The 21,455-nt window shown below is 68.7% G+C and carries 18 protein-coding genes; 14 read left to right on the top strand and 4 right to left on the bottom strand.

Annotated elements, in window-relative coordinates; genetic code table 11:
- Position 1 precedes the first annotated feature (1 nt).
- From U5A56_RS31385 to U5A56_RS31345, 9 genes are all read left to right on the top strand, one after another.
- Positions 2 to 1,417, top strand: coding sequence for a UDP-glucose/GDP-mannose dehydrogenase family protein (locus U5A56_RS31385; RefSeq protein ID WP_321926355.1), 1,416 nt, complete (start codon positions 2 to 4; stop codon positions 1,415 to 1,417).
- Positions 1,418 to 1,457: 40 nt separating this feature from the next.
- A complete protein-coding gene (locus U5A56_RS31380) occupies positions 1,458 to 1,901 on the top strand; it encodes a low molecular weight protein-tyrosine-phosphatase (protein ID WP_124486461.1) in 444 nt (147 codons plus the stop codon).
- Positions 1,895 to 3,073 (top strand): polysaccharide biosynthesis/export family protein, encoded by a 1,179-nt coding sequence (locus tag U5A56_RS31375; protein ID WP_044846601.1) that lies wholly within the window; start codon positions 1,895 to 1,897, stop codon positions 3,071 to 3,073. The genes U5A56_RS31380 and U5A56_RS31375 overlap by 7 nt, the downstream gene beginning before the upstream one ends.
- Positions 3,074 to 3,123: 50 nt before the next feature.
- Entirely contained in the window at positions 3,124 to 5,349 is a 2,226-nt protein-coding gene (locus U5A56_RS31370; protein WP_044846600.1) for a polysaccharide biosynthesis tyrosine autokinase, read from the top strand.
- 62 nt (positions 5,350 to 5,411) lie between these two features.
- Positions 5,412 to 6,371, top strand: coding sequence for a glycosyltransferase family 2 protein (locus tag U5A56_RS31365; protein WP_044846599.1), 960 nt, complete (start codon positions 5,412 to 5,414; stop codon positions 6,369 to 6,371).
- A 148-nt stretch (positions 6,372 to 6,519) separates the two neighbouring features.
- Positions 6,520 to 7,656, top strand: a complete 1,137-nt coding sequence (locus tag U5A56_RS31360) for a glycosyltransferase family 4 protein (RefSeq protein WP_124571624.1) — start codon at positions 6,520 to 6,522, stop codon at positions 7,654 to 7,656.
- A gap of 10 nt (positions 7,657 to 7,666) precedes the next feature.
- Positions 7,667 to 9,133 carry an O-antigen ligase family protein gene (locus U5A56_RS31355; RefSeq protein ID WP_044846597.1) on the top strand — a complete coding sequence of 489 codons (1,467 nt, stop codon included), beginning with the start codon at positions 7,667 to 7,669 and terminating at the stop codon, positions 9,131 to 9,133.
- On the top strand, positions 9,130 to 10,314 hold the full coding sequence (locus U5A56_RS31350; protein WP_124921411.1) for a glycosyltransferase family 4 protein: 1,185 nt from the start codon (positions 9,130 to 9,132) through the stop codon (positions 10,312 to 10,314). The genes U5A56_RS31355 and U5A56_RS31350 overlap by 4 nt, the downstream gene beginning before the upstream one ends.
- 41 nt (positions 10,315 to 10,355) lie before the next feature.
- Positions 10,356 to 11,480, top strand: a complete 1,125-nt coding sequence (locus tag U5A56_RS31345) for a glycosyltransferase family 4 protein (RefSeq protein ID WP_044846595.1) — start codon at positions 10,356 to 10,358, stop codon at positions 11,478 to 11,480.
- A gap of 132 nt (positions 11,481 to 11,612) precedes the next feature.
- On the opposite strand, the gene U5A56_RS31340 is transcribed toward U5A56_RS31345, so the two are convergent.
- A complete protein-coding gene (locus U5A56_RS31340) occupies positions 11,613 to 12,848 on the bottom strand; it encodes an MFS transporter (protein WP_321926350.1) in 1,236 nt (411 codons plus the stop codon).
- Positions 12,849 to 13,006: 158 nt separating this feature from the next.
- Between U5A56_RS31340 and U5A56_RS31335 the strand changes: the two genes are divergently transcribed.
- The gene (locus tag U5A56_RS31335; RefSeq protein ID WP_124486454.1) at positions 13,007 to 13,465 is read left to right on the top strand and encodes a winged helix-turn-helix transcriptional regulator; all 459 of its coding nucleotides are present in this window, start codon (positions 13,007 to 13,009) and stop codon (positions 13,463 to 13,465) included.
- A gap of 304 nt (positions 13,466 to 13,769) precedes the next feature.
- Here U5A56_RS31335 and U5A56_RS31330 read toward each other — a convergent pair whose 3' ends face one another.
- Positions 13,770 to 14,537, bottom strand: a complete 768-nt coding sequence (locus U5A56_RS31330; RefSeq protein WP_044846592.1) for an AraC family transcriptional regulator — start codon at positions 14,535 to 14,537, stop codon at positions 13,770 to 13,772.
- A gap of 23 nt (positions 14,538 to 14,560) precedes the next feature.
- Positions 14,561 to 14,902 (bottom strand): FKBP-type peptidyl-prolyl cis-trans isomerase, encoded by a 342-nt coding sequence (locus U5A56_RS31325; RefSeq protein ID WP_044846591.1) that lies wholly within the window; start codon positions 14,900 to 14,902, stop codon positions 14,561 to 14,563.
- Between the two features lie 592 nt (positions 14,903 to 15,494).
- Between U5A56_RS31325 and U5A56_RS31320 the strand changes: the two genes are divergently transcribed.
- Complete coding sequence (locus U5A56_RS31320) at positions 15,495 to 16,412, top strand: metal-dependent hydrolase (protein ID WP_321926347.1); 918 nt, start codon at positions 15,495 to 15,497, stop codon at positions 16,410 to 16,412.
- A gap of 437 nt (positions 16,413 to 16,849) precedes the next feature.
- A complete protein-coding gene (locus U5A56_RS37215; RefSeq protein WP_044846589.1) occupies positions 16,850 to 18,322 on the top strand; it encodes a sigma-54 dependent transcriptional regulator in 1,473 nt (490 codons plus the stop codon).
- A 976-nt stretch (positions 18,323 to 19,298) separates the two neighbouring features.
- Here U5A56_RS37215 and U5A56_RS31305 read toward each other — a convergent pair.
- Entirely contained in the window at positions 19,299 to 20,081 is a 783-nt protein-coding gene (locus U5A56_RS31305) for an ABC transporter substrate-binding protein (protein ID WP_044846588.1), read from the bottom strand.
- Between the two features lie 233 nt (positions 20,082 to 20,314).
- Between U5A56_RS31305 and U5A56_RS31300 the strand changes: the two genes are divergently transcribed.
- Together U5A56_RS31300 and U5A56_RS31295 are read left to right on the top strand one after the other, a co-directional pair.
- Positions 20,315 to 20,734 (top strand): MbcA/ParS/Xre antitoxin family protein, encoded by a 420-nt coding sequence (locus tag U5A56_RS31300; protein WP_321926345.1) that lies wholly within the window; start codon positions 20,315 to 20,317, stop codon positions 20,732 to 20,734.
- Positions 20,735 to 20,736: 2 nt separating this feature from the next.
- Positions 20,737 to 21,435, top strand: a complete 699-nt coding sequence (locus U5A56_RS31295) for an RES family NAD+ phosphorylase (RefSeq protein WP_124646469.1) — start codon at positions 20,737 to 20,739, stop codon at positions 21,433 to 21,435.
- Positions 21,436 to 21,455: the final 20 nt, after the last annotated feature.

The following is a 21,455-nucleotide window of genomic DNA, read 5'->3' as shown; positions in this document are numbered from 1 at the left end:
CATGAATCTGACTATCATCGGCAGCGGTTACGTAGGTCTTGTCACCGGCGCCTGTCTCGCCGACATCGGGCACGACGTGTTCTGCCTCGACGTCGATCAGGCGAAGATCGACGTCCTGAACAACGGCGGCGTGCCGATCCACGAGCCGGGCCTCAAGGAAGTCATCGCGCGCAATCGCGCGGCCGGCCGCCTGCGCTTCTCGACCGACATCGAGGCCGCGGTCGCGCACGGCGACGTGCAGTTCATCGCGGTCGGCACGCCGCCCGACGAGGACGGCTCGGCCGACCTGCAGTACGTGCTCGCGGCGGCGCGCAACATCGGCCGCTATATGAAAGGCTTCAAGGTGATCGTCGACAAGTCGACGGTGCCGGTCGGCACGGCCGAGCGCGTGCGTGCGGCGGTCGCCGAGGAACTCGCGAAGCGCGGCGGCGACGCGCCGATGTTCTCGGTCGTGTCGAATCCGGAATTCCTGAAGGAAGGCGCGGCGGTCGACGATTTCACGCGGCCGGACCGCATCGTGATCGGCTGCGACGACGACGTGCCGGGCGAGCGCGCGCGCGAGCTGATGAAGAAGCTCTACGCGCCGTTCAACCGCAATCACGAGCGCACGCTGTACATGGACGTGCGCTCGGCCGAATTCACGAAATACGCGGCCAACGCAATGCTCGCGACGCGCATCTCGTTCATGAACGAGCTCGCGAACCTGGCCGACCGCTTCGGTGCCGACATCGAGGCCGTGCGCCGCGGGATCGGCTCCGATCCGCGCATCGGCTATCACTTCCTGTATGCGGGCTGCGGCTATGGCGGCTCGTGCTTCCCGAAGGACGTCGAGGCACTGATCCGCACCGCCGACGAGCACGGTCAGGCGCTGCAGATCCTGAAGGCCGTGTCGTCGGTGAACGCGACGCAAAAGCGCGTGCTCGCCGACAAGATCGTCGCGCGCTTCGGCGAGGACCTGACCGGTCGCACGTTCGCGATCTGGGGTCTCGCGTTCAAGCCGAACACCGACGACATGCGCGAAGCGCCGAGCCGCGAGCTGGTCGCCGAGCTGCTGTCGCGCGGCGCGCGCATCGCGGCGTACGACCCGGTCGCGCAGCAGGAAGCGCGCCGCGTGCTCGCGCTCGATCTCGCGGATCACCCGAGCTGGCTCGAGCGCCTCAGCTTCGTCGACGACGAGGCGCAGGCCGCGCGCGACGCCGATGCGCTCGTGATCGTCACCGAATGGAAGGCATTCAAGAGCCCGGATTTCGTCGCGCTCGGCCGCCTGTGGAAGTCGCCGGTCATCTTCGACGGCCGCAACCTGTACGAGCCGGAGACGATGAGCGAGCAGGGCATCGAATACCACCCGATCGGCCGCCCCGGCTCGCGCCAGGCCGTCGCCGCCCGCGTGCCGGGCGCCGCGCGCGCGAACGCTTGACGCGCGCGGCGCCGTTACCCGTCACCCGAATCGAGACGCCATGTTCCGGAACATCCTGATCGTCTGTCACGCGAACGTCTGCCGCAGCCCGGCGGCGGAACTGCTGTTCAAGTCGCACGCGGCGTCGCGTGGCGGCCCGCGCGTGACGTTCCACTCCGCCGGCGTGCGTGCCAACGACGGCGACGGCATCGATCCGGTGATGCGCCAACTTCTCGCCGAGCGCGGCGTCGATGCGACGACGCACCGTTCGCGGCGGCTGTCGCGCCGGATCGTGCGCGACGCCGACCTGATTCTCGTCAGCGAGCGCGAACAGATCAAGGCCGTCGAGGCGGTCGATCCGTTCGCGCGCGGCAAGGTCCACCTGCTGGGCAAGTGGGAGGACGCCGAGATCGCGGATCCGCATGGCGGCCCCGAGGCCGACTATCGCGAGAGCTACTCATTGATCGAACGTCTGGTTCAAGGATGGCTGCAAAAACTATGCTGAAACGTCCCATGCGCCCGCTGGCGCTCGCCGTCGCGATGACGACATTCCTGTCGGCCTGCGCGAGCGCGCCCGGCAACTATCTCGACTCGTCGAACCTGAAGGACGAAGGCCGGCAAGGGCAGGCCGAAACCTATCCGGTTCATTACATCGACGCGAAGCTGGTGATGGATCAGCTGCAGAAGCAGCAGGTCGAGCATCCGCTGCCGCCGGGCCGATACACCGATCCGTCGGAGTACGTGTACCGCGTCGGTCCGCAGGACATCCTCGGCGTCACGGTGTGGGATCACCCCGAGCTGACGACGCCGCAGGGCCAGTCGTTCTCGAGCGGCGGCAACACGACGCAGTCGGTCGCGGGCGCGCTGCAGCAGCCGTATACGACCGCGCTGCCGGGCCAGGCCGATCCATACGGCCAGACGGTCGCCGCCGACGGCACGATCTTCTTCCCGTTCGTCGGCCGCATCCGCGTGGCGGGCAAGACGGTCGCGCAGATCCGCGAGCAGATGGCATCGACCCTCGCGCGCTACGTGAAGAATCCGCAGCTCGACGTGCGCGTGCTGTCGTTCCGCAGCCAGAAGGTGCAGGTGACGGGCGAAGTGAAGCAGCCGGGCCCGCTCGCGGTGAGCGACGTGCCGCTGACGCTCGTCGACGCGATCTCGCGCTCGGGCGGCTCGACCAACGAGGCCGACCTGCAGCGCGTGCGCCTGACGCGCGACGGCAAGCTCTACACGCTCGACGCGAACGGCGTGCTCGATCGCGGCGAAGTGAAGCAGAACGTGATGCTGCAGCCGGGCGACATCGTCAACGTGCCGGACCGCAGCGACAGCCGCGTGTTCATCATGGGCGAGGTCAAGACGCCGGTCACCGTGCCGATGCTCAAGGGCAAGCTGACCATCGCCGATGCGCTGACGGCCGGCGGCGGCATCCTCGACACCGATGCGAACCCGCGCAAGATCTACGTGATGCGCGGCATGCGCGACAACCCGACGAAGCCGGAAGTGTTCCGCCTCGACATGACGCAGCCGGATGCGCTGATGCTGTCGAGCCGCTTCCCGCTCCAGCCGCTCGACGTCGTCTACGTCAGCACGGCCGGCTCGGTGCAGTTCAACCGCGTGCTGCAGCAGGTGCTGCCGACGATCCAGACGATCTTCTACATGCGGCAAATCACGCGCTGATAGCCCGCCGGGGCGGCGCCTGCCCCCCGGCACCACTCAAGCGGGAACGAATGGTGAACACGCAAGCGAAACACTCCTACGCGGATCTGACCGCGAAAACCGAGGAAGAGGACGTCGTCCTCGGCCAGCTGCTCCAGGTGCTCATGGACGACATCTGGCTGCTGCTCGGCATCGCGGTGACCGTCATCGCGATGGCCGGCCTGTACTGCTACATCGCGAAGCCGGTCTATCAGGCCGACGTGCACGTGCGGGTCGAGGGCAACGACAACACGTCGCAGGCGCTCACCCAGACGCAGACGGGCGCGATGATCAACAGCGGTCCGCAGCAGGCGCCGACCGAAGCGGAAATCGAGATCATCAAGAGCCGCGGCGTCGTCGCGCCGGTCGTCGAGCAGTTCAAGCTGAACTTCTCGGTCGCGCCGAAGACGCTGCCGGTGCTCGGTAGCCTGGCCGCGCGCGTCGCGACGCCGGGCGAACCGGCGCGTGCGTGGTTCGGCCTGCGCTCGTACGCATGGGGCGGCGAAGTCGCCGACATCGACACGATCAACGTCGTGCCCGCGCTCGAAGGCAAGAAGCTGACGCTGACGGCCGGCCCGAACGGCACCTACACGCTGGTCGACCAGAACGGCAACCGTCTTCTGTCGGGCCGTGTCGGCGAATCGGAGCAGGCAGGCGGCGTGACGCTGCTCGTGCAGAAGCTCGTCGCGCGTCCGGGCACGCAATTCACGGTGGTCCGCTACAACGATCTCGATGCGATCACCGGCTTCCAGTCGGGCATCCAGGTGTCCGAGCAGGGCAAGCAGACGGGCGTCGTCCAGATCTCGCTCGAAGGCAAGGACCCGGACCAGACCGCCGCGATCGCGAACGCGCTCGCGCAGTCGTACCTGAACCAGCACGTGATCGCGAAGCAGGCCGAAGCGACCAAGATGCTCGACTTCCTGAAGGGTGAGGAACCGCGCCTGAAGTCCGACCTCGAGCGCGCGGAAGCCGCACTGACGCAGTACCAGCGCACGTCCGGCTCGATCAACGCGAGCGACGAGGCGAAGGTCTACCTCGAAGGCAGCGTGCAGTACGAGCAGCAGATCGCCGCGCAGCGCCTGCAGCTCGCGTCGCTCGCGCAGCGCTTCACCGATTCGCATCCGATGGTGATCGCCGCGAAGCAGCAGCTCGCGGAACTGCAGGGCGAGAAGGACAAGTTCAGCAACCGCTTCCGCAGCCTGCCGGCCACCGAAGTGAAGGCCGTCCAGCTCCAGCGTGACGCGAAGGTGGCCGAGGACATCTACGTGCTGCTGCTGAACCGCGTGCAGGAACTGTCGGTGCAGAAGGCCGGCACGGGCGGCAACATCCACCTCGTCGATTCGGCGCTGCGCCCGGGCGATCCGGTCAAGCCGAAGAAGGTGCTGATCCTGTCGGCGGCGGTGTTCCTCGGGCTGATCCTCGGCACCGGCATCGTGTTCCTGCGCCGCAACCTGTTCCAGGGCATCGAGGATCCGGACCGCGTCGAGCGCACGTTCAACCTGCCGCTGTACGGGCTGGTGCCGCAAAGCGCCGAGCAGGTGAAGCTCGACGCCATGGCCGAGAAGGGCGGCGGCCGCGCGCGGCCGATCCTCGCGAGCCTGCGTCCGAAGGACCTGAGCGTCGAAAGCATGCGCAGCCTGCGCACCGCGATGCAGTTCGCGATGATGGACGCGAAGAACCGCGTGGTCGTGCTGACCGGCCCGACGCCGGGCATCGGCAAGAGCTTCCTGACGGTCAACCTCGCGGTGCTGCTCGCGCATTCGGGCAAGCGTGTGCTGCTGGTCGACGCCGACATGCGGCGCGGCATGCTCGACCGCTACTTCGGCCTCACCGCGCAGCCGGGCCTGTCCGAGCTGCTGAGCGACCAGTCGTCGCTCGAGGACGCGATCCGCGAGACGCCGGTGCAGGGCCTGTCGTTCATCTCGGCCGGCACGCGCCCGCCGAACCCGTCGGAATTGCTGATGTCGGCCCGTCTGCCGCAATACCTCGAAGGGCTCGGCAAGCGCTACGACGTCGTGCTGATCGACTCGCCGCCGGTGCTGGCGGTGACCGACGCGACCATCATCGGCCGCATGGCCGGCGCGACCTTCCTGGTGCTGCGCTCGGGCATGCATACCGAAGGCGAGATCGCCGACGCGATCAAGCGCCTGCGCACCGCGGGCGTCGATCTCGAAGGCGGGATCTTCAACGGCGTGCCGCCGAAGGCACGCGGCTACGGCCGCGGTTATGCGGCCGTCCACGAATACCTGAGCGCCTGACCGCATTGCACGAAACCGGGCCGGCGCGAGCCGCATCGGCCCGGCCGACTGGAGAACCTTCGATGAAAATTTCCGTGCTCGTTCCGACCTACCGGCGTCCCGCCGACCTCGCGCGCTGCCTGCTGGCGCTGCAGCGCCAGGCGCGGCTGCCCGACGAGGTGATCGTCGTCGCGCGCCCGGAGGACGATGCCACGCACGAGCGCCTCGCCGATCCGTCGGTCGGCGGCGCGCTGCCGCTGCGGATCGTGCCGGTCGACGTGCCGGGGCAGGTCGCCGCGCTGAACAAGGGGCTCGACTCGGCGCACGGCGACATCGTCGCGATCACCGACGACGACGCGGCGCCGCACGCCGACTGGCTCGCGCGCATCGAGGCCGTGTTCCTCGCCGACCCGCGCGTCGGCGCGGTGGGCGGCCGCGACTGGGTGCACGAGAAGGGCCGCGTGCTCGACGAATCGCGCGAACTCGTCGGCCAGCTCACGCTGTCCGGCAAGATCGTCGGCAACCATCACCTGGGCGTCGGCGGCGCGCGCGAAGTCGACATGCTCAAGGGCGCGAACATGAGCTACCGCCGCGCCGCGATCGAGCGGCTGCGCTTCGACACGCGGCTGCGCGGCGCCGGTGCGCAGGTGCACAACGACATGGGTTTCAGCATGCACGTGCAGCGCGACGGCTGGAAGCTCGTCTACGACCCGGCGATCGCGGTCGACCATTTTCCGGCCGAGCGTTTCGACGACGACCGGCGCGACGCCGCGTCGCTGAATGCGATCAGCAACGGCGCGTACAACCTGCACCTGATCCTGCGCGAGCATCTGCCGCCGCTGCGGCGCGAGATCGCGTGGTGGTGGTGGACGCTGGTCGGCACGCGCGTCTACCCGGGTTTCGCGCACGTGCTGCTGTCGCTGCACACCGCGCGGCGCGACCGCGTGCGCGACCACTGGCGCGCGGTGCGCCGCGGCGCGCGCGAGGCGCGCCGCGCGAATCTTGCCCCCCACCGTGCGGCGATGCCGCCGGTGACGTCTTGAACGGGCCGCGCGCACGATGCTCGGCCACCCGCGAAGGGCATGAAATGGTCCGACTCCCGCGCTCACTTGATTCGCTTGGAGGGGCGCAGCCCCTCCAGCTCCCTGAAGCTTGCCCGTCGGTGCATCCGACGGCCCGGCGGAGGCTGACATGACTTCGACGAAGGTTCACGTTCACCTGTTTTACGGTGCCGATCCGCGTACCTATCGGCAAGGCGAGAACATCGGCTGCCTGTACGGCTATCACCACGCGGAATCCGACGAATTCCGGCTGACCTATTCGCAGGACCGCCGCGAGAACCGTGTCGCGAGCCTCGCGCGCCGCGCGCTGAAGGCGGCGCTCGGCTTCGACGTCGTGCACGCGTGGCGCAATCGCGCCGCGCTGCTGAGCACGGACGTGATCTGGACGCACACCGAGCAGGAGCACCTCGCCGCCGCGCTGGTCCTGAAGCTCGCCGGCGCCCAGGGCAAGCGCCCGCTGCTGCTCGCGCAGAGCGTGTGGCTGTTCGACAAGTGGAACACGTTCGGCGGCCCGCGCCGCTGGCTGTACCGCAAGCTGCTCGCGCGCGCCGACGCGCTGACGACGCTCGCCCGCGACAACGCCGAGCTGTGCCGCCGCTATCTCGGGCGCGAGGCCGAGTTCGTCTACTACGGGCTGAACACGCAGGACTTCCCGCCGGCCGACCCGCAGCAATGGAAGCCGAACCGGCCGCTGCGGATCGCCGCGATCGGCAACGACCGCGACCGCGACTGGCGCACGTTCCTCGCCGCGTTCGGCGGCGACGAGCGCTACGACGTGCGGCTCGCGACGCGCCGCCGCGTGCCGCGCGAGTGGCATGCGCCGAACGTGAAGATCGGCTCGGCATCGGGCCTCGCGAAGCAGCACGAGCTGTACGCCTGGGCCGACGTGATCGTCGTGCCGCTGCGGCCGAACTTCCATGCGTCGGGCATCACCGTGATGCTCGAGGCGGCGGCGGTCGGCAAGCCGATGATCGTGTCCGACGTCGGCGGCCTCAGCGACTACTTCCCGCACGACACGGCCGCCTACGTGCCGGCGTTCGACGCAGCGGCGATGCGCCAGGCCGCCGATCGCTTCGTGGCCGATCCGGCCGCCGCGCTCGAATGCGCGCGTGCCGCGGCCGCGTGCCTGCGCGAGCGCGACCTGACCACGCAGGCGTTCGCCGAGCAGCACGTGCGGATCACGCGCGACCTGCTGCGCCGGCGTCGCACGCCGGCGGCCGCAGGTCTCGCGATGCCGCTCGCGGATTCGCGCCCGTCGTCGCGGTGAGAGCGGATCGATGAGTACGATTGCCGCCGAACGCGCGCCGTCGCGCAGCCGCAGCCGGTTACCCGAACCGAAGCACTGGGTCGGGCAGGCCGGGCTGTGGACGTTGACCGCTGCGCTGATCGCCATTCACCAGGGCAAGGTGCTGACGCTCGCGTTTCCGGTGCTGGCCATCGCGGTCGGCATCTGGCTGTATTTCAAGAGCCCGGCGCGCTACGTCGGCTTCATGTGGTGGGTGTGGTTCCTGAGCCCCGAAGTGCGGCGTCTCGCCGACTGGTCGAAGGGCGCGTTCACGCCGACGAGCCTGATCCAGGTCGCGCCGCTCGCGGTGACGATGATCGCTGGCTTGGGGCTGCTCAGGCATTACCGCGTGCTCGCCCAGCGGCGCGGGATTCCCGTGCTGCTGATGCTGTTCGGGCTGACGTACGCGTACCTCGTCGGGATCGTGTCGAGCGGCGTGATGGCCGCGACCTACGACCTCGCGAACTGGGTGTACCCGGTGCTGATCGGCTTTCACATCATGGTCAACGCGCGCGACTATCCCGAGTACCGCGACGTGCTGCTGTCCACGTTCATGTGGGGCATGCTCGTGATGGGCGTGTACGGGGTCGTGCAGTACTTCGTGATGCCGCAGTGGGACGTGCTGTGGATGATCGGCTCGGACATGGGTTCGCAGGGCGAGCCGGTGCCGTACGGCGTGCGGGTATTCAGTACGATGAACTCGTCGGGGCCGTTCGCGTTCGCGATCATGGGCGCGCTGGTGTTCGTGTTCGCGGCGCCGCAGAAGGTCCGCTGGTTCGCGGGCGCCGCCGGCTTCGTGTCGTTCGCGCTGTGTCTCGTGCGCTCGACCTGGGGCGGCTGGGTGATCGCGCTTGCGATCCAGCTCGTGCAGTCGAGCAACCGCGTGCGGATGCGGATCCTGATCAGCGGGGTCGTGCTGGTCGGGCTGTGCGTGCCGCTCCTGACCGTCGGGCCGGTGGCCGACCGGCTCGGCGCGCGCCTGCAGTCGATCACGAACCTGAAGGACGACCGCAGCTACGACGACCGCAACAAGTTCTACGCAACCTTCGCGCAAACGGCGTTCACCGACGTCGCCGGCGAAGGGATGGGCGCGACCGGCGCGTCCACCAAGCTGTCGAGCGACAGCGGCGAGCTCGGCAAGTACGGCAGCTTCGACAGCGGCGTGATGAACGTGCCGTTCGTGCTCGGCTGGCCCGGCACGCTGCTGTACCTGTCGGGTGTCGTGATGCTGCTCGCCCGCACGCTGCGCGCGGCGTTCAAGCTGCGCAAGGACAAGTTCGTCGGCGCATGCCTGAGCCTGTGCCTGTCGGTGTTCGCGATGCTCGTGTTCACGAACTCGCTGATCGGCACGGGCGGCCTGCTGCTGTTCACGGCCATTTTTTCCATACTATCCGCGGCGCACTGGCAAAAGGCACAGCGCCTGCTGGCCGCCGCGCGTTCACGGGGAGGCGACCATTGAGAATCGCGATCGTCACGCACGTCGTGCGACATAACGACGGGCAGGGCCGCGTCAATTACGAAATCGCGCGCGCGGCGCTGGCAGAACACTACGAGGTCACGCTGGTCGCGTCGCACGTCGCGCCCGAGCTGCTGGCCGACCCGCGCGTGCGCTGGGTGCCGGTCAAGGTCGGCGGCTTCTGGCCGTCGAATCTCGTCAAGCAGCAGGTGTTCGCGCTCAAGAGCGCGGCCTGGCTGCGCGCGCATCGCGGCGAATACGACGTGCTGCACGTGAACGGCTTCATCTCGTGGATCAAGGCCGACGTGAACACCGCGCACTTCGTGCACGGCGGCTGGTTCAAGAGCCCGTACTATCCGTTCGGCCCGACGAAGGGGCTGTGGTCGGCGTACCAGTACGTCTATACGCGCGTGAATACGGCGCTCGAGCGCTGGGCGTACAAGCGTTCGCGCGCGATCACGGCCGTGTCGCAGAAGGTGGCCGACGAGATCGCCGGGCTCGGCATCGACAGCCGCAAGATCAGCGTGATCTACAACGGCGTCGACGGCAGCGCGTTCGCGGGCGCGCAGGCCGATCGCGCGGCGTTCAAGCTGCCGGACGACGCGTTCCTGCTGCTGTTCGTCGGCGACCTGCGCACGCCGCGCAAGAACCTCGGCACCGTGCTGAAGGCGCTGACGAAGCTGCCGGCGAACGTCCATCTCGCGGTGGCCGGCTATCTGCCCGGCAGCCCGTATCCGGACGAGGCGCGCGCGCTCGGCATCGCGTCGCGCGTGCATTTTCTCGGGCTCGTGAAGAACATGCCGACGCTGATGCGCTCGGTCGACGCGTACGTGTTTCCGTCGCGCTACGAAGCGATGAGCCTGTCGCTGCTGGAAGCGATGGCGGCCGGGCTGCCGGTCGTCACCGCGCGCACCGCCGGCGGCGCGGAGATCATCACGCGCGATTGCGGGATCGTGCTGGAAGACCCGGACGATCCGGCCGCGCTCGCGCAGGCGATCGGCGCGCTCGCGGCGTCGCGCGACACCTGTCGCGCGATGGGCGACGCGGCCCGCGAACTGATGACCCGTTTCGGCTGGGCCCACATGGGCGCCCAGTACGTCGCGCTTTACCGGCGCATCGGCCAACCCACGCAGCCGTCCGCCTTCGAGCGGGTCGAGCATGCAATCACGCAGGAGCAACCGTGACGTCTCAATCTTCCCGGCCGATCAAATCGTTGCAAATCGGCATGCACTGGTTCCCCGAACGCGCGGGCGGCCTCGACCGGATGTACTACTCGCTCGTCGGCGCGCTGCCGGGCGCGGGCGTCGCGGTGCGCGGGCTCGTCGCCGGCTCGCCGAAGGTCGCCGACGACACGGGCGGTGCGATCCAGGGCTTCGGACCTGCGTCGCAGCCGCTCGCGCGCCGCATGCTCGCCGCGCGCCGCGCGCTGCGCGACGAGATCCGCAGCGAGCGGCCGGACGTGATTTCGTCGCACTTCGCGCTGTACACGTTCCCGGGGCTCGACGTCACGCGCGGGATTCCGCAGGTGTCGCACTTCCAGGGGCCGTGGGCCGACGAAAGCCAGGTCGAGGGCGCCGCGTCGCTCGGGCAGCGCGCGAAGCGCTATCTCGAACAGGCCGTCTATACGCGCTCGTCGCGCCTGATCGTGCTGTCGCAGGCATTCGGCCAGATCCTGACGAACCGCTACGGGATCGATCCGTCGCGCGTGCGCGTGATTCCCGGCTGCGTCGATACCGCGCAGTTCGACACGCCGCTCACGCCGGCCGAGGCGCGGCACAAGCTGCAACTGCCGCAGGACCGGCCGATCGTGCTGGCCGTGCGCCGGCTCGTGCGGCGCATGGGGCTGGAAGACCTGATCGACGCGATCGGCCTCGTCAAGCAACGTCACCCGGACGTGCTGCTGCTGATCGCCGGCAAGGGCAAGATCGGCGAGGAACTGCAGCAGCGCATCGACGAAGCCGGGCTGCAGGACAACGTGAAGCTGCTCGGTTTCGTGCCCGACAACCATCTCGCGGCGCTGTACCGCGCGGCGACGGTCAGCGTCGTGCCGACCGTCGCGCTCGAAGGCTTCGGGCTGATCACCGTCGAATCGCTCGCGTCCGGCACGCCGGTGCTGGTCACGCCGGTCGGCGGGCTGCCGGAGGCGGTCGCCGGGCTGTCCAACGATCTCGTGCTGCCGTCGACGGGCGCGGATGCGATCGCGGAAGGGCTCGGCGGCGCGCTGTCGGGCGCGATCGCGTTGCCGGACGAAGCGGCGTGCAAGCGCTACGCGCGCGACCATTTCGACAACGCGGTGATCGCGCGACGCGTCGCCGGCGTGTACGAAGAGGCGATCCAGGCGGCGGGGTAAGCGAACGCGACGCGTCGTCGCGACGGTCGAGCCGGCATACACGTCCGGTTCGCAGGCCGGCCGCCCGATCCGGGCGAGCCGGCTTTTGTCGTTTGACGCCGGGCATGCGGCGGCTCGCGCGCCGGGCTTCGTTCAGGCACGCCTGAGCGTCACGGCCCATACGCCGAACGCGGCCACGCTGACCGCCGCGCCGAGCCCGCAGACACCGATCCATCCCGCGTGCGCATACGTCATCGTCGACGCGATCGCGCCGAGTCCGCTACCGATCGAATAGAACAGCATGTAGCAGCCGACGAGGCGCGCATGCGCATCGGGCCGCGCGCCGAGGATCATGCTCTGGTTCACGACATGGACGGCCTGCCCGCCGACGTCGAGCAGCACGATGCCGACGACCAGCAGCGCGATCGACGTACCGGTGAACGCGAGCGGCAGCCACGAGCATGCGAGCAGTGCGAGCGCGGCGCCGGTCGTCGCTTCGCCGAGCCCGCGATCCGCGAGCCGGCCCGCGCGCGCGGCGGCCGCCGCACCCAGTGCGCCGACGAGCCCGAATGCGCCGATCTGCGTATGCGACATCGCGTGCGGCGGCGCGCTCAGCGGCAGCACGAGTGCGCTCCAGAAGATGCTGAACGCCGCGAACATCAGCAGCGCGATCGCCCCGCGCACACGCAGCACGCGCTCGTTGCGCAGCAGCGTGACCATCGAACCGAGCAGCGCTGCGTAGCCGATGCGCTCGCGCGGCGCGTCCGCATCGGGCAACAGCCGCGCCAGCGCGATCAGCATCGCGATCGCAAGTGCGCCCGACACCAGGTAGACCGCACGCCAGCCGGCGATATCCGTGACGACACCCGCCAGCGAACGTGCGGCCAGCAGGCCGATCACGACGCCGCCCTGTGCCGCGCCGACCACGCGGCCGCGCTCGCCGGCCCCCGCAAGCGCGGCCGAGCAGGCGATCAGCCCTTGCGTCATCGCGGTGCCGAGCAGCCCGACCGCGACCATGCCCGCCAGCAACGCGACGCGCGTCGACGCGGCAGCCACGCCGATGCAGGCCGCCGTCAGCAGCAGAAGCTGGACGGCGAGCAGGCGTTTGCGGTTCAGCAGGTCGCCGAGCGGCACGACGAACAGCAACGCGAGCGCGCAGCCGAGCTGCGTCGCCGTGATGACGCCGCCGACTGCCGCCTGCGATACGCCGAAATCGCGGGCGATCGAATCGAGCAGCGGCTGCGCGTAGTACACGTTTGCGACGCTTGCCGCGCAGCAGACGGCCAGCAGCGCGACGAGCGTCGTGGATACGCGCGCGCGATCGGCCGGGCGCGCGGCACGCGATGTCGCGCTGGACGCGACGGTTCCCGAACGACAAGACGATTCCATGGGCTGCCTCGCACTCGCTTAAGTAGTTGCAATTTGAAACCAGTGTGAGTGTAGGAAAAGTAGTTTTAAAATGCAACTTGTGGGGCGGCGGGCAACGGGTCCGCGCACCGACGTGCCGGGCGCGTGGGAAGGCGACCGGCGCGACAGCGGAGAACAACATGGCCAGGCAGAAAAGTCTTGCGGATTCGCCGTGCCCGGTGGCACGGGCGACCGATATCGTCGGCGATCGCTGGGCGTTGCTGATCGTGCGCGACGCGTTCGACGGCGTACGCCGGTTCGGCGATTTCCGCGCGAGCCTCGGCGTCGCGAGCAACATCCTGTCGGACCGGCTCAGGATGCTGGTGGACGCGGGCGTATTCGACGTCGTGCCCGCGTCGGACGGCAGCGCGTATCAGGAGTACGCGTTGACGAAGAAGGGCGAGGGGCTGTTTCCGGTGATCGTGATGCTGCGGCAGTGGGGCGAGGCGAACCTGTTCGAGCGCGGCGAGCCGCATTCGGTCCTGGTCGAGCGCAAGACGGGTCGTGCGATCCGCAAGCTCGCACTGCGGCACGACGATGGTCGGCCGCTGAAGGCGGCGGATACGGTCGTGCGGAAGGTGGGCGACGAGCGGGGGTGATACGGGCGTGATGATCCCGGACGTGATGACCCCAGACGCCGTGCCGAGGACGCCGTGCGACGCAAGGACCGTGTCTTTACCGTTGCGCGGCGTCGCCGCATCGGTCGCGCGCCCGGTGGCGGCCGAGAGTCCCGTTCAAGCGGCTGCAGCCCCCGCCCGATGCGCACCGCTTTCATGCGCGCCACGATGTCGCGCGCGATGACAACGACTGTCGAAAACCATCCGGCCATGACGCATGGGCGCGATCGGCGCGATCGGCGCAATCGCGTTCGCTATTGCAGGAAAACGGGTGGCGTCTGGCCGCTCAGTGCCGTTCGCCGCGCCAGCGCCCCGGCGCGACGCCGAAGCGTTTCGTGAACGCGTGCGTGAAGGTGCTCTGGTCGGCGAAGCCGACCATGCCGGCGATGTCGACGAGCGGATGGCGGCCGTCGGCGAGCAGCACGACGGCGGCGTCGAGCCGCAGCCGCTGCAGGTAGCGATGCGGGGTTTCGCCGAACGCGTCGACGAACAGTTGGTGAAACCGGCGCATCCCGTAGCCGCAGTGCGCGGCGAGATCGGCGATGCGCAGCGGCTCCGCGAGCCGCGCGCGCAGCCAGCGGTCGATGCGCGCGAAATCCAGGCCTGCCGCGGGCGCGGCGAGGCTGGCGTCGCCGAGCAGCGCGTCGCACAGACGCGCGGCGGCCTGCCACTGGAAGCGATGCGCGTGCCGCGTGTCGCCGGCCGGGCCGTCGAGCTGCGCGGCCGCTGTCGCGACCTGCGCGACGAGCGACTTCAGCGCCGGGTCGATCGACACGGCACGCGCGCTGTCGAACAGGCGCTGCGGCACCGCGAGCGACGCGGCGGGCAGGTCGAGCACGAGCTGCCGATTGTCGCCGAGGCCCGCGTAATCGTGGCGCGAGCCGGCCGGAATCAGCCAGGCCGCGTGCCGGTCGATGCGCTGGCCGACGCCGTCCACCGCCATCACCATCGCGCCGTCGACGCCGAGCACGACCTGGTGAAAGTCGTGCACGTCGGACGCTTCGCACGTGTCGTAACGGCGCAGCGCGATGGCGGGAGACGGGATGCGTTCCATCGGAAGGACGTCGGCCGGCGTCGTCAGACGGCGAGCAGTTCGACTTCGAACACGAGCGTCGCGTTCGGCGGGATCACGCCGCCTGCACCGCGCGGGCCGTAGCCGAGTTGCGGCGGGATCGTCAGGCGACGCACGCCGCCGACCTTCATGCCCTGCACGCCTTCGTCCCAGCCCTTGATGACCATGCCGCCGCCGAGCACGAACGCGAACGGGTCGTTGCGGTCCTTGCTCGAGTCGAATTTCTGACCGTCGGTCAGCCAGCCCGTGTAGTGGACGCTGACGGTCTGGCCGGCTTGCGCTTCCGCGCCAGTGCCTTCGGTCAGCTCTTCGATTTTGAGGCCCGATGCGGTCGTGGTGACAGACATGACTTCTCCTGAAAGGGGTTGGGTAAAACCGCTATTGTAGGCGAGCGCGCAGGGGGCCGCCGCAGGCGGCGAGGGCACGGCCGCGTGCCTGTCGCACGCCGGTCGCGGCGGCGCTCACGCATCTCGCGCTACACACGAATGGAACGCATGTTTGAATTGTTCCCGGACCGGCTCGAAGGAGTTGCACCGCGCGAACGCCGCACGCGTATGAATCGGCGCTATCCGGCCGCTCGGCGTCGCGTCGATAAACCGCCGCGCGACGCCGCAAAACGCCCGTCGCGCGGGGCTTGCGCGCCGATTGCGATTCGCGAGCGCGTCGCCCGCCTGCCGGTTGCGCACGGTTGCGCGCGTTCGAATCGCGACCCGCCCGAACGCCGCCCGAACGTCGTTTTTGTCACGTTGCCGACCGTGCCCTGTTTGGAAGCGCGCATCTACCGCGCGGCTTGCGCGCGGCGTCGGCCGGCGCCTATCTTTACAGCTATCGATGTCAAGATTTGGGCGTTGCGCGATGCGCTGCCCGGGCGCACGCCGGCACGGCCGCAATGCTCGCAACGGCCGGCCGGGCCGCCCGGAAACAAGGAGAACGACGAACATGAAGTCAGCCGCTTCCGCCACCGCGGCCGAGGTGATGCCGGTGCGCCGCGACCTGCGCTTCGACCTGCCGGTCGAACGCGCGAAGGACTGGCACGGGCTCGGCCCGCACGTGACGCACTTCTTCAACGCGCTGTCGCTGCTGTTTCCGGCCGGCGAACGATTCTTCATGGATTCCGTGCGCCACTATCGCGACCGGATCGACGATCCGGTGCTGAAGCGGCAGGTGCTCGGCTTCATCGGGCAGGAGGCGATGCATACGCGCGAGCACGTCGAATACAACGAGCTGATGCAGGCGAACCGCCTGCCCGCGCGCAAGCTCGACAAGCGCATCTGGACCGTGCTCGGTTACATGAAGCGCAAGCTGCCGCATTCGGTGCAGCTCGCGCATACGGTCGCCGCCGAGCACTACACGGCCATGCTCGCCGACTGGCTGCTGCGCGATCCGACGCGCCTCGAAGGCTCGGTCGACGGCTACCGTCAGATGTGGGTGTGGCACGCGCTCGAGGAAACCGAGCACAAGGCCGTGTCGTTCGACGTCTGGAACGTCGCGATGAAGCCGGGCCTGCGCCGTTATCTGATCCGCATCGGCGTCTATCTGCTGACGACGCTGACGTTCTGGCCGACGGTGTTCCTGCTGCACGCGACGCTGTTGTCGCGCGATCGCGACATCGAGCATCGCGTGCGCGGCATGCTGCGCATGCTCGCGTTCCTGTACGGGCCGCGTCGTGGGCTGTTTCCGCGGATCGCGGGCGAGTGGCTGAGCTTTTTCCGGCCCAGCTTCCACCCGTGGGACCGCGACAACCGCCATCACCTCGCGCGGGTCGACGCGCTCGTCGCCGCGTACGGTGAACACGACGGCGCGTCGGCCGGCCGTGGTCGCGCCAACGCGCTCGCGCCGCTCGCATCGGGAAGCTGACCCGCTCGCCGCGCTGCCCGGCGCGTGTTGCATTCCTGCATCATCCCCGTTTTATCCGACGATTGACCGGCATCAAGCGGAAACGGTTGCGGGTACCGGGCCGGTGCGGCCGACCGGGCGTGCCGGCCCGTGCCGCCGGTCCGATCCCGTGTGCCCGGCCTCGCGTGCCGTCCCCGCGCGCCAGCACTGGCGCGGCGTCGGGTGTTCGCGATTGGTCCGGCCTCGCTTCGCGCCCGCCGCGCCACCGGGATAACACCCATCTAGCCGCGCGTCGGCGGCGTCGATATACCGTTCATGAAAGGGTTCGCCCGGCACGCGATTATTCCCCGGGGGGATTTTATTCGGACGAAAATGCGGCCAATATGTCGGTTCGATCGACGTCCGTCGGACGCGGCGGCGAGCCAGCGCACGATACCAACGCCAAGCGGGGAACAACGATGGTTGCAAGGTCACCCGACGCAAGCGGGACGGCGGCGTCCGAGACGCCGCTCGTATCCGTCACCGCTCCCGAGGCCGGACGCAAGCTGTTCGTGATCATGCGTTCGCCGGACGAGCCGTTGCTGGCGCAACTGCGCGGGCTCGGCTGGGATATCTCGGTCGCGAAGACGGCCGGCGCCGCGCAGAACATGACGTCCGGCGTGAACGTCGCCGCCGGGCTCATCGATTTCTCGGGCTTCACGTCGCGCGACTATCCCGCGCTGAAGGCGTGCCTGAGCCAGCCGGCGATCGGCTGGATTTCCATCGCGCAGGCCGGCATCACGATCGGCGCTGCCGTGCGCGAACTGATCCGCAGCTATTGTTTCGATTACGTGACGCTGCCGCTGCCGTACGAATGGATTTCGCACGTGCTCGGCCACGCGCGCGGGATGGCCGCGCTCGATCGCGTCGACGGCGCCGCATACGCGGCATCGATCGGCGAGCACGGGATGATCGGCAACTGCGAAGCGATGCAGCAGCTGTTCAGCACGATCCGCAAGGTCGCGAAAACCGACGCGAGCGTGTTCATCTCCGGGGAGTCGGGCACCGGCAAGGAGCTGACGGCGCTCGCGATCCACGAGCGCTCGGCACGCGGCAAGGGGCCGTTCGTCGCGATCAACTGCGGCGCGATCCCGCATCACCTGCTGCAGTCGGAACTGTTCGGCTACGAGCGCGGCGCGTTCACCGGCGCGAACCAGCGGCGCGCGGGCCGGATCGAATCGGCGAACGGCGGCACGCTGTTTCTCGACGAAATCGGCGACATGCCGGTCGAAAGCCAGGCGAGCCTGCTGCGTTTCCTGCAGGAAGGGAAGATCGAGCGGCTCGGCGGCCAGGAATCGATTCCGGTCGACGTGCGGATCATCTCGGCGACGCACGTGGACCTCGACGGCGCGGTCGAAGCCGGCCGCTTCCGCGCCGACCTCTATCACCGGCTCTGCGTGCTGCGCATTCACGAGCCGCCGCTGCGCGCGCGGGGCAAGGACATCGACATCCTCGCGCATTACGTGCTGCAGAAATTCAAGGGCGACAGCGGCCGCAAGATCAGCGGCTTCACGTCGGCCGCGCTCGACGCGATGCGCCGCTACGAGTGGCCCGGCAACGTGCGCGAGCTGATCAACCGGGTGCGCCGCGCGATCGTGATGGCCGAGAGCCGGCTGCTGACACCGCACGATCTCGGGCTCGAGGTTCCGGGTGAAACGGAGCCCGTGACCCTCGAGCAGGCGCGTTCGCTCGCCGAGCGCGTCGCGATCGAGAACGCGCTGCTGCGCAACGATCACCGGATCAACAAGGCCGCCGCCGAACTCGGCATCTCGCGCGTGACGCTGTACCGGATGATGATCGAGCACGGACTCAACGACCACGACAACTCCGGCGACAACGGCGGGAAGGACGGCTCGCCGCCCGACGACGCCGACCACCAGCGAGTCGGCTGAAGGCGGCCCGGAAGCGTCCGCGGCTGGTCCGTGCGCGGGCGTCCGGCGGCATGTAAAGGGCGTGAAACGTTTCCTGCCGGCGGCTGTGCAAAAAGCCCCGGCAAACGCGGGCGGCGACGCGCGGCCCGCGCCGGGAAAATTTTCCGGCTCGTCCGCGCGCCTTGTCCGGCAAGGCGTTGCCGCCACGCGACCGAGGCCGCTCGCGCCCGGCATGTTTCAGTTTCGCAACGTCCGGCATGTCCCGCCCGTCCGAGCCGCACACTGGTCCGATGAAAGGCTTGTGCCGCCGGCCCCGAACGAAGCTGGCGCGCTCCTTGCACAGGTTGGGGTGCGAGAGTCGACGACGCGACGTCCGGCCGGTTCGGCAGCGAACCATTCGAGAACCGGCCAGGACGCAGTCCGCGGGGATGACGGCCGGACGGGCAGCATGGCCCCGCTCCGGGCGGCATGGGCCGTCGTCGTCGGATCGTCGGAGCACCGGCGGTGTCCGGTTGCCGGCACAAGCAACGACTCGAATACGGGGTAGAAAAATGAACGATCTCAACACGCCGCGACCGGCAGGCCGCGATCGCAGTGATTCGACCCATCGCCGGTCGACCGCGCACCTTGCTGCCGGCCGGCACGCGTCGACAGGCCACCTCTCCGCGCCCGGTGCGAGGCGGATCCGGCTGATACCCGGTCATCCGCGCCGGGCCGGTGCTTTCCCGCTCGCCAATCCGGTCCGCATGGGGATGTGCACGCGGGCGCCGATACCCCGGCGCCCGGTCTTCGCTTATTGACGACGTCGAGCGCCTGCGGTCGCCAGCGCAGGCGATCCGTTTGCCATGCGAATGACGTGCGGCATCCGGTTGCGCGATACGGACGATGAAACCGGTGCGACGGCGGACGTCAGGGAGGCGTCGCCGTCCGGCGAGCAGGGGAGGGGCGGTCGGGCCGCGCGCGACGGGCATCGCACCCGTGCGCGCGCGGCGCCGCTTCAGCCGCCGTAGATGTCGAAGTCGAAGTACTTCGACGCGAGCCGCTTGTAGGTGCCGTCCTTGACCATGTCGAGGATCGCGCGATCGATCTTCGCCTTCAGGTCGGCGTCTTCCTTGCGCAGCCCGATACCGGCGCCGATGCCGAGCACCTTCTCGTCGACGAGTTCGGGCCCGACGAACTGGTAGCCGGCACCGCGCGGCGACTTCAGGAACCCGATCGCGGCCTGCACCTCGTCCTGCAGCGCGGCGTCGAGGCGGCCAGACGTCAGGTCCGCGTACACGCCGTCCTGGTTCTGGTACGACACGACGTTCGCACCCTGCTTCGCCCAGTACGCCTTCGCATACGCTTCCTGCGTCGTGCCCTGTTCGACGCCGATCGACTTGCCCTTCAGCGATTCGGCCGTCGGCAGCAGCGGCGAGCCCTTCTTCACGACGAGCCGCGTCGGCTGGTTGTAGATCTTCGTCGTGAAGCCGATCTGTTCCGCACGCTGCGGCGTGATCGACATCGACGACAGCACCGCGTCGAACTTCTTCGCCTTCAGCGCCGGGATCATCCCGTCGAAATCGTTCTCGAGCCACACGCATTTCGCCTTCAGCCGTGCGCAGATCTCGTTGCCGAGGTCGATGTCGAAGCCGACGAGCTTGCCGTCGGGCGCCTTCGATTCGAACGGCGCGTAGCTGGCGTCGGTGCCGAAGCGCAGCGTGGTCCAGTCCTTCGCGACGGCGGGGCCTGCCGATACCGCGAGCAGGGCGATCGAAACGGCGGCAATCAGTCTCTTCATGGTGGTTCCTTGGCGTGGTCTATCCGGTTCTGGGCGACACGGTTGCTGCGGGGACGCACCGCGTCCCGGTACGCTGTCCGCACGGACATTAACGCAGAAAATAAAATCGCAGTCCAGAATGGACAAAAAATATCGATCCTTCGGGAGGAATGCCGGCACGTCGGGGGACGACCCTTGCAAAAATACGAAAATGGACTAATCTTGTTAGTAAATTCGTTTCGAGACTAACGATCATGTCACAGCCCGCCTTCGATCCGCATTCCGCCCCGCGGCAGGCTTCGGTCGCGCAGATGTCGGCGGCCGGCCTGCGCGCGTTCTTCAACATCGCGCGCGACTGGGAGCTGACGATCGACGAACAGATCGTCCTGCTCGGCTCGCCCGGCCGCTCGACGTTCTTCAAGTGGAAGGCGTCGCCCGAATCGGCGCGCCTGCCGCGCGATACGCTCGAGCGGCTATCGCTGCTGCTCGGCATCTACAAGGCGCTGCAGATCCTGCTGCCGCAGCGGGCCGCGGCCGACACCTGGGTCAAGCGGCCGAACGACGCCGCGCCGTTCGGCGGCAAGCGCGCGCTCGACCGGATGCTCGCCGGCAACGTCGGCGACCTGGTCGCCGTCCGGCAATACCTCGACGCGATGCGGGGTGGCTGGGCGTGACGATGCCGATCGAAGCAGTACAGCACTGGCCCATGACCGTCGTCGACTGGGCACCTGCCTATCGCGTGATTCCCACTCGTTTTCCAGCCATCAACCTGTTCGACCGCGTCGCGTCCGCCGAGGATTTCGATGCGCTCTATGCGCTCGAATCGCTGACCAACGATCGCATCCGCAACGAAGTCGGCACGCTCGAACTCGTGCCGCCGGCGGAGCGTCGCTACGGCCCGGGCTGGGGGCCGATCATGGCCGCGTTCACGCATCTGAATCCGCAGGGCAGCCGCTTTTCGGACGGCAGCTACGGCGTGTTCTACTGCGGGCGGTCGCGCGATACGGCGATCGCCGAAACGCGCTATCACAGCGGGCTGTTCCTGGCCGCGACGAAGGAGGCGCCGATGCGTCAGCAGATGCGGCTCTACACGGTGTATGCGCAGGGCGACGTCGCCGACGTGCGCACGTGGCCGCAGCGCAGCCCGGCGCTGCTCGATCCGCTCGATTACGGCGCGGGGCAGGCACTCGGCCGCGCGGTGCGCGACGCGGGCGGCGCGGGGATCGTCTATCCGTCGGTGCGCGACCCGCGCGGCGAGTGCCTCGCGGCGTTTCGCACGACGCTGCTGCGCGATTGTCATCACGCTGCGTATCTCGAATACAACTGGAACGGATCCGCGATCGATGCGGTGTTCGAGCTGAACCAGGTGGGTTAGCGCAGTGCTCGCGCACGCAA

The sequence above is a fragment of the Burkholderia sp. BCC1998 genome, assembly GCF_905339875.1.
In the GTDB taxonomy this organism is placed as follows: domain Bacteria; phylum Pseudomonadota; class Gammaproteobacteria; order Burkholderiales; family Burkholderiaceae; genus Burkholderia.
Note: the sequence above shows the minus strand (reverse complement) of the source record. Positions and strands in the feature narration are given on the sequence as shown.

Excerpts from the sequence above, each read along its gene's own strand:
- U5A56_RS31335 (WP_124486454.1), top strand. The coding sequence starts at position 13,007 with ATGGCCAGGCAGAAAAGTCTTGCGGATTCGCCGTGCCCGGTGGCACGG.
- U5A56_RS31355 (WP_044846597.1), top strand. The coding sequence starts at position 7,667 with ATGAGTACGATTGCCGCCGAACGCGCGCCGTCGCGCAGCCGCAGCCGG.
- U5A56_RS31360 (WP_124571624.1), top strand. The coding sequence starts at position 6,520 with ATGACTTCGACGAAGGTTCACGTTCACCTGTTTTACGGTGCCGATCCG.
- U5A56_RS37215 (WP_044846589.1), top strand. The coding sequence starts at position 16,850 with ATGGTTGCAAGGTCACCCGACGCAAGCGGGACGGCGGCGTCCGAGACG.
- U5A56_RS31330 (WP_044846592.1), bottom strand. The coding sequence starts at position 14,537 with ATGGAACGCATCCCGTCTCCCGCCATCGCGCTGCGCCGTTACGACACG.
- U5A56_RS31340 (WP_321926350.1), bottom strand. The coding sequence starts at position 12,848 with ATGGAATCGTCTTGTCGTTCGGGAACCGTCGCGTCCAGCGCGACATCG.
- U5A56_RS31370 (WP_044846600.1), top strand. The coding sequence starts at position 3,124 with ATGGTGAACACGCAAGCGAAACACTCCTACGCGGATCTGACCGCGAAA.
- U5A56_RS31380 (WP_124486461.1), top strand. The coding sequence starts at position 1,458 with ATGTTCCGGAACATCCTGATCGTCTGTCACGCGAACGTCTGCCGCAGC.
- U5A56_RS31325 (WP_044846591.1), bottom strand. The coding sequence starts at position 14,902 with ATGTCTGTCACCACGACCGCATCGGGCCTCAAAATCGAAGAGCTGACC.
- U5A56_RS31375 (WP_044846601.1), top strand. The coding sequence starts at position 1,895 with ATGCTGAAACGTCCCATGCGCCCGCTGGCGCTCGCCGTCGCGATGACG.
- U5A56_RS31365 (WP_044846599.1), top strand. The coding sequence starts at position 5,412 with ATGAAAATTTCCGTGCTCGTTCCGACCTACCGGCGTCCCGCCGACCTC.
- U5A56_RS31305 (WP_044846588.1), bottom strand. The coding sequence starts at position 20,081 with ATGAAGAGACTGATTGCCGCCGTTTCGATCGCCCTGCTCGCGGTATCG.
- U5A56_RS31320 (WP_321926347.1), top strand. The coding sequence starts at position 15,495 with ATGAAGTCAGCCGCTTCCGCCACCGCGGCCGAGGTGATGCCGGTGCGC.
- U5A56_RS31300 (WP_321926345.1), top strand. The coding sequence starts at position 20,315 with ATGTCACAGCCCGCCTTCGATCCGCATTCCGCCCCGCGGCAGGCTTCG.
- U5A56_RS31385 (WP_321926355.1), top strand. The coding sequence starts at position 2 with ATGAATCTGACTATCATCGGCAGCGGTTACGTAGGTCTTGTCACCGGC.
- U5A56_RS31345 (WP_044846595.1), top strand. The coding sequence starts at position 10,356 with ATGCACTGGTTCCCCGAACGCGCGGGCGGCCTCGACCGGATGTACTAC.
- U5A56_RS31295 (WP_124646469.1), top strand. The coding sequence starts at position 20,737 with ATGCCGATCGAAGCAGTACAGCACTGGCCCATGACCGTCGTCGACTGG.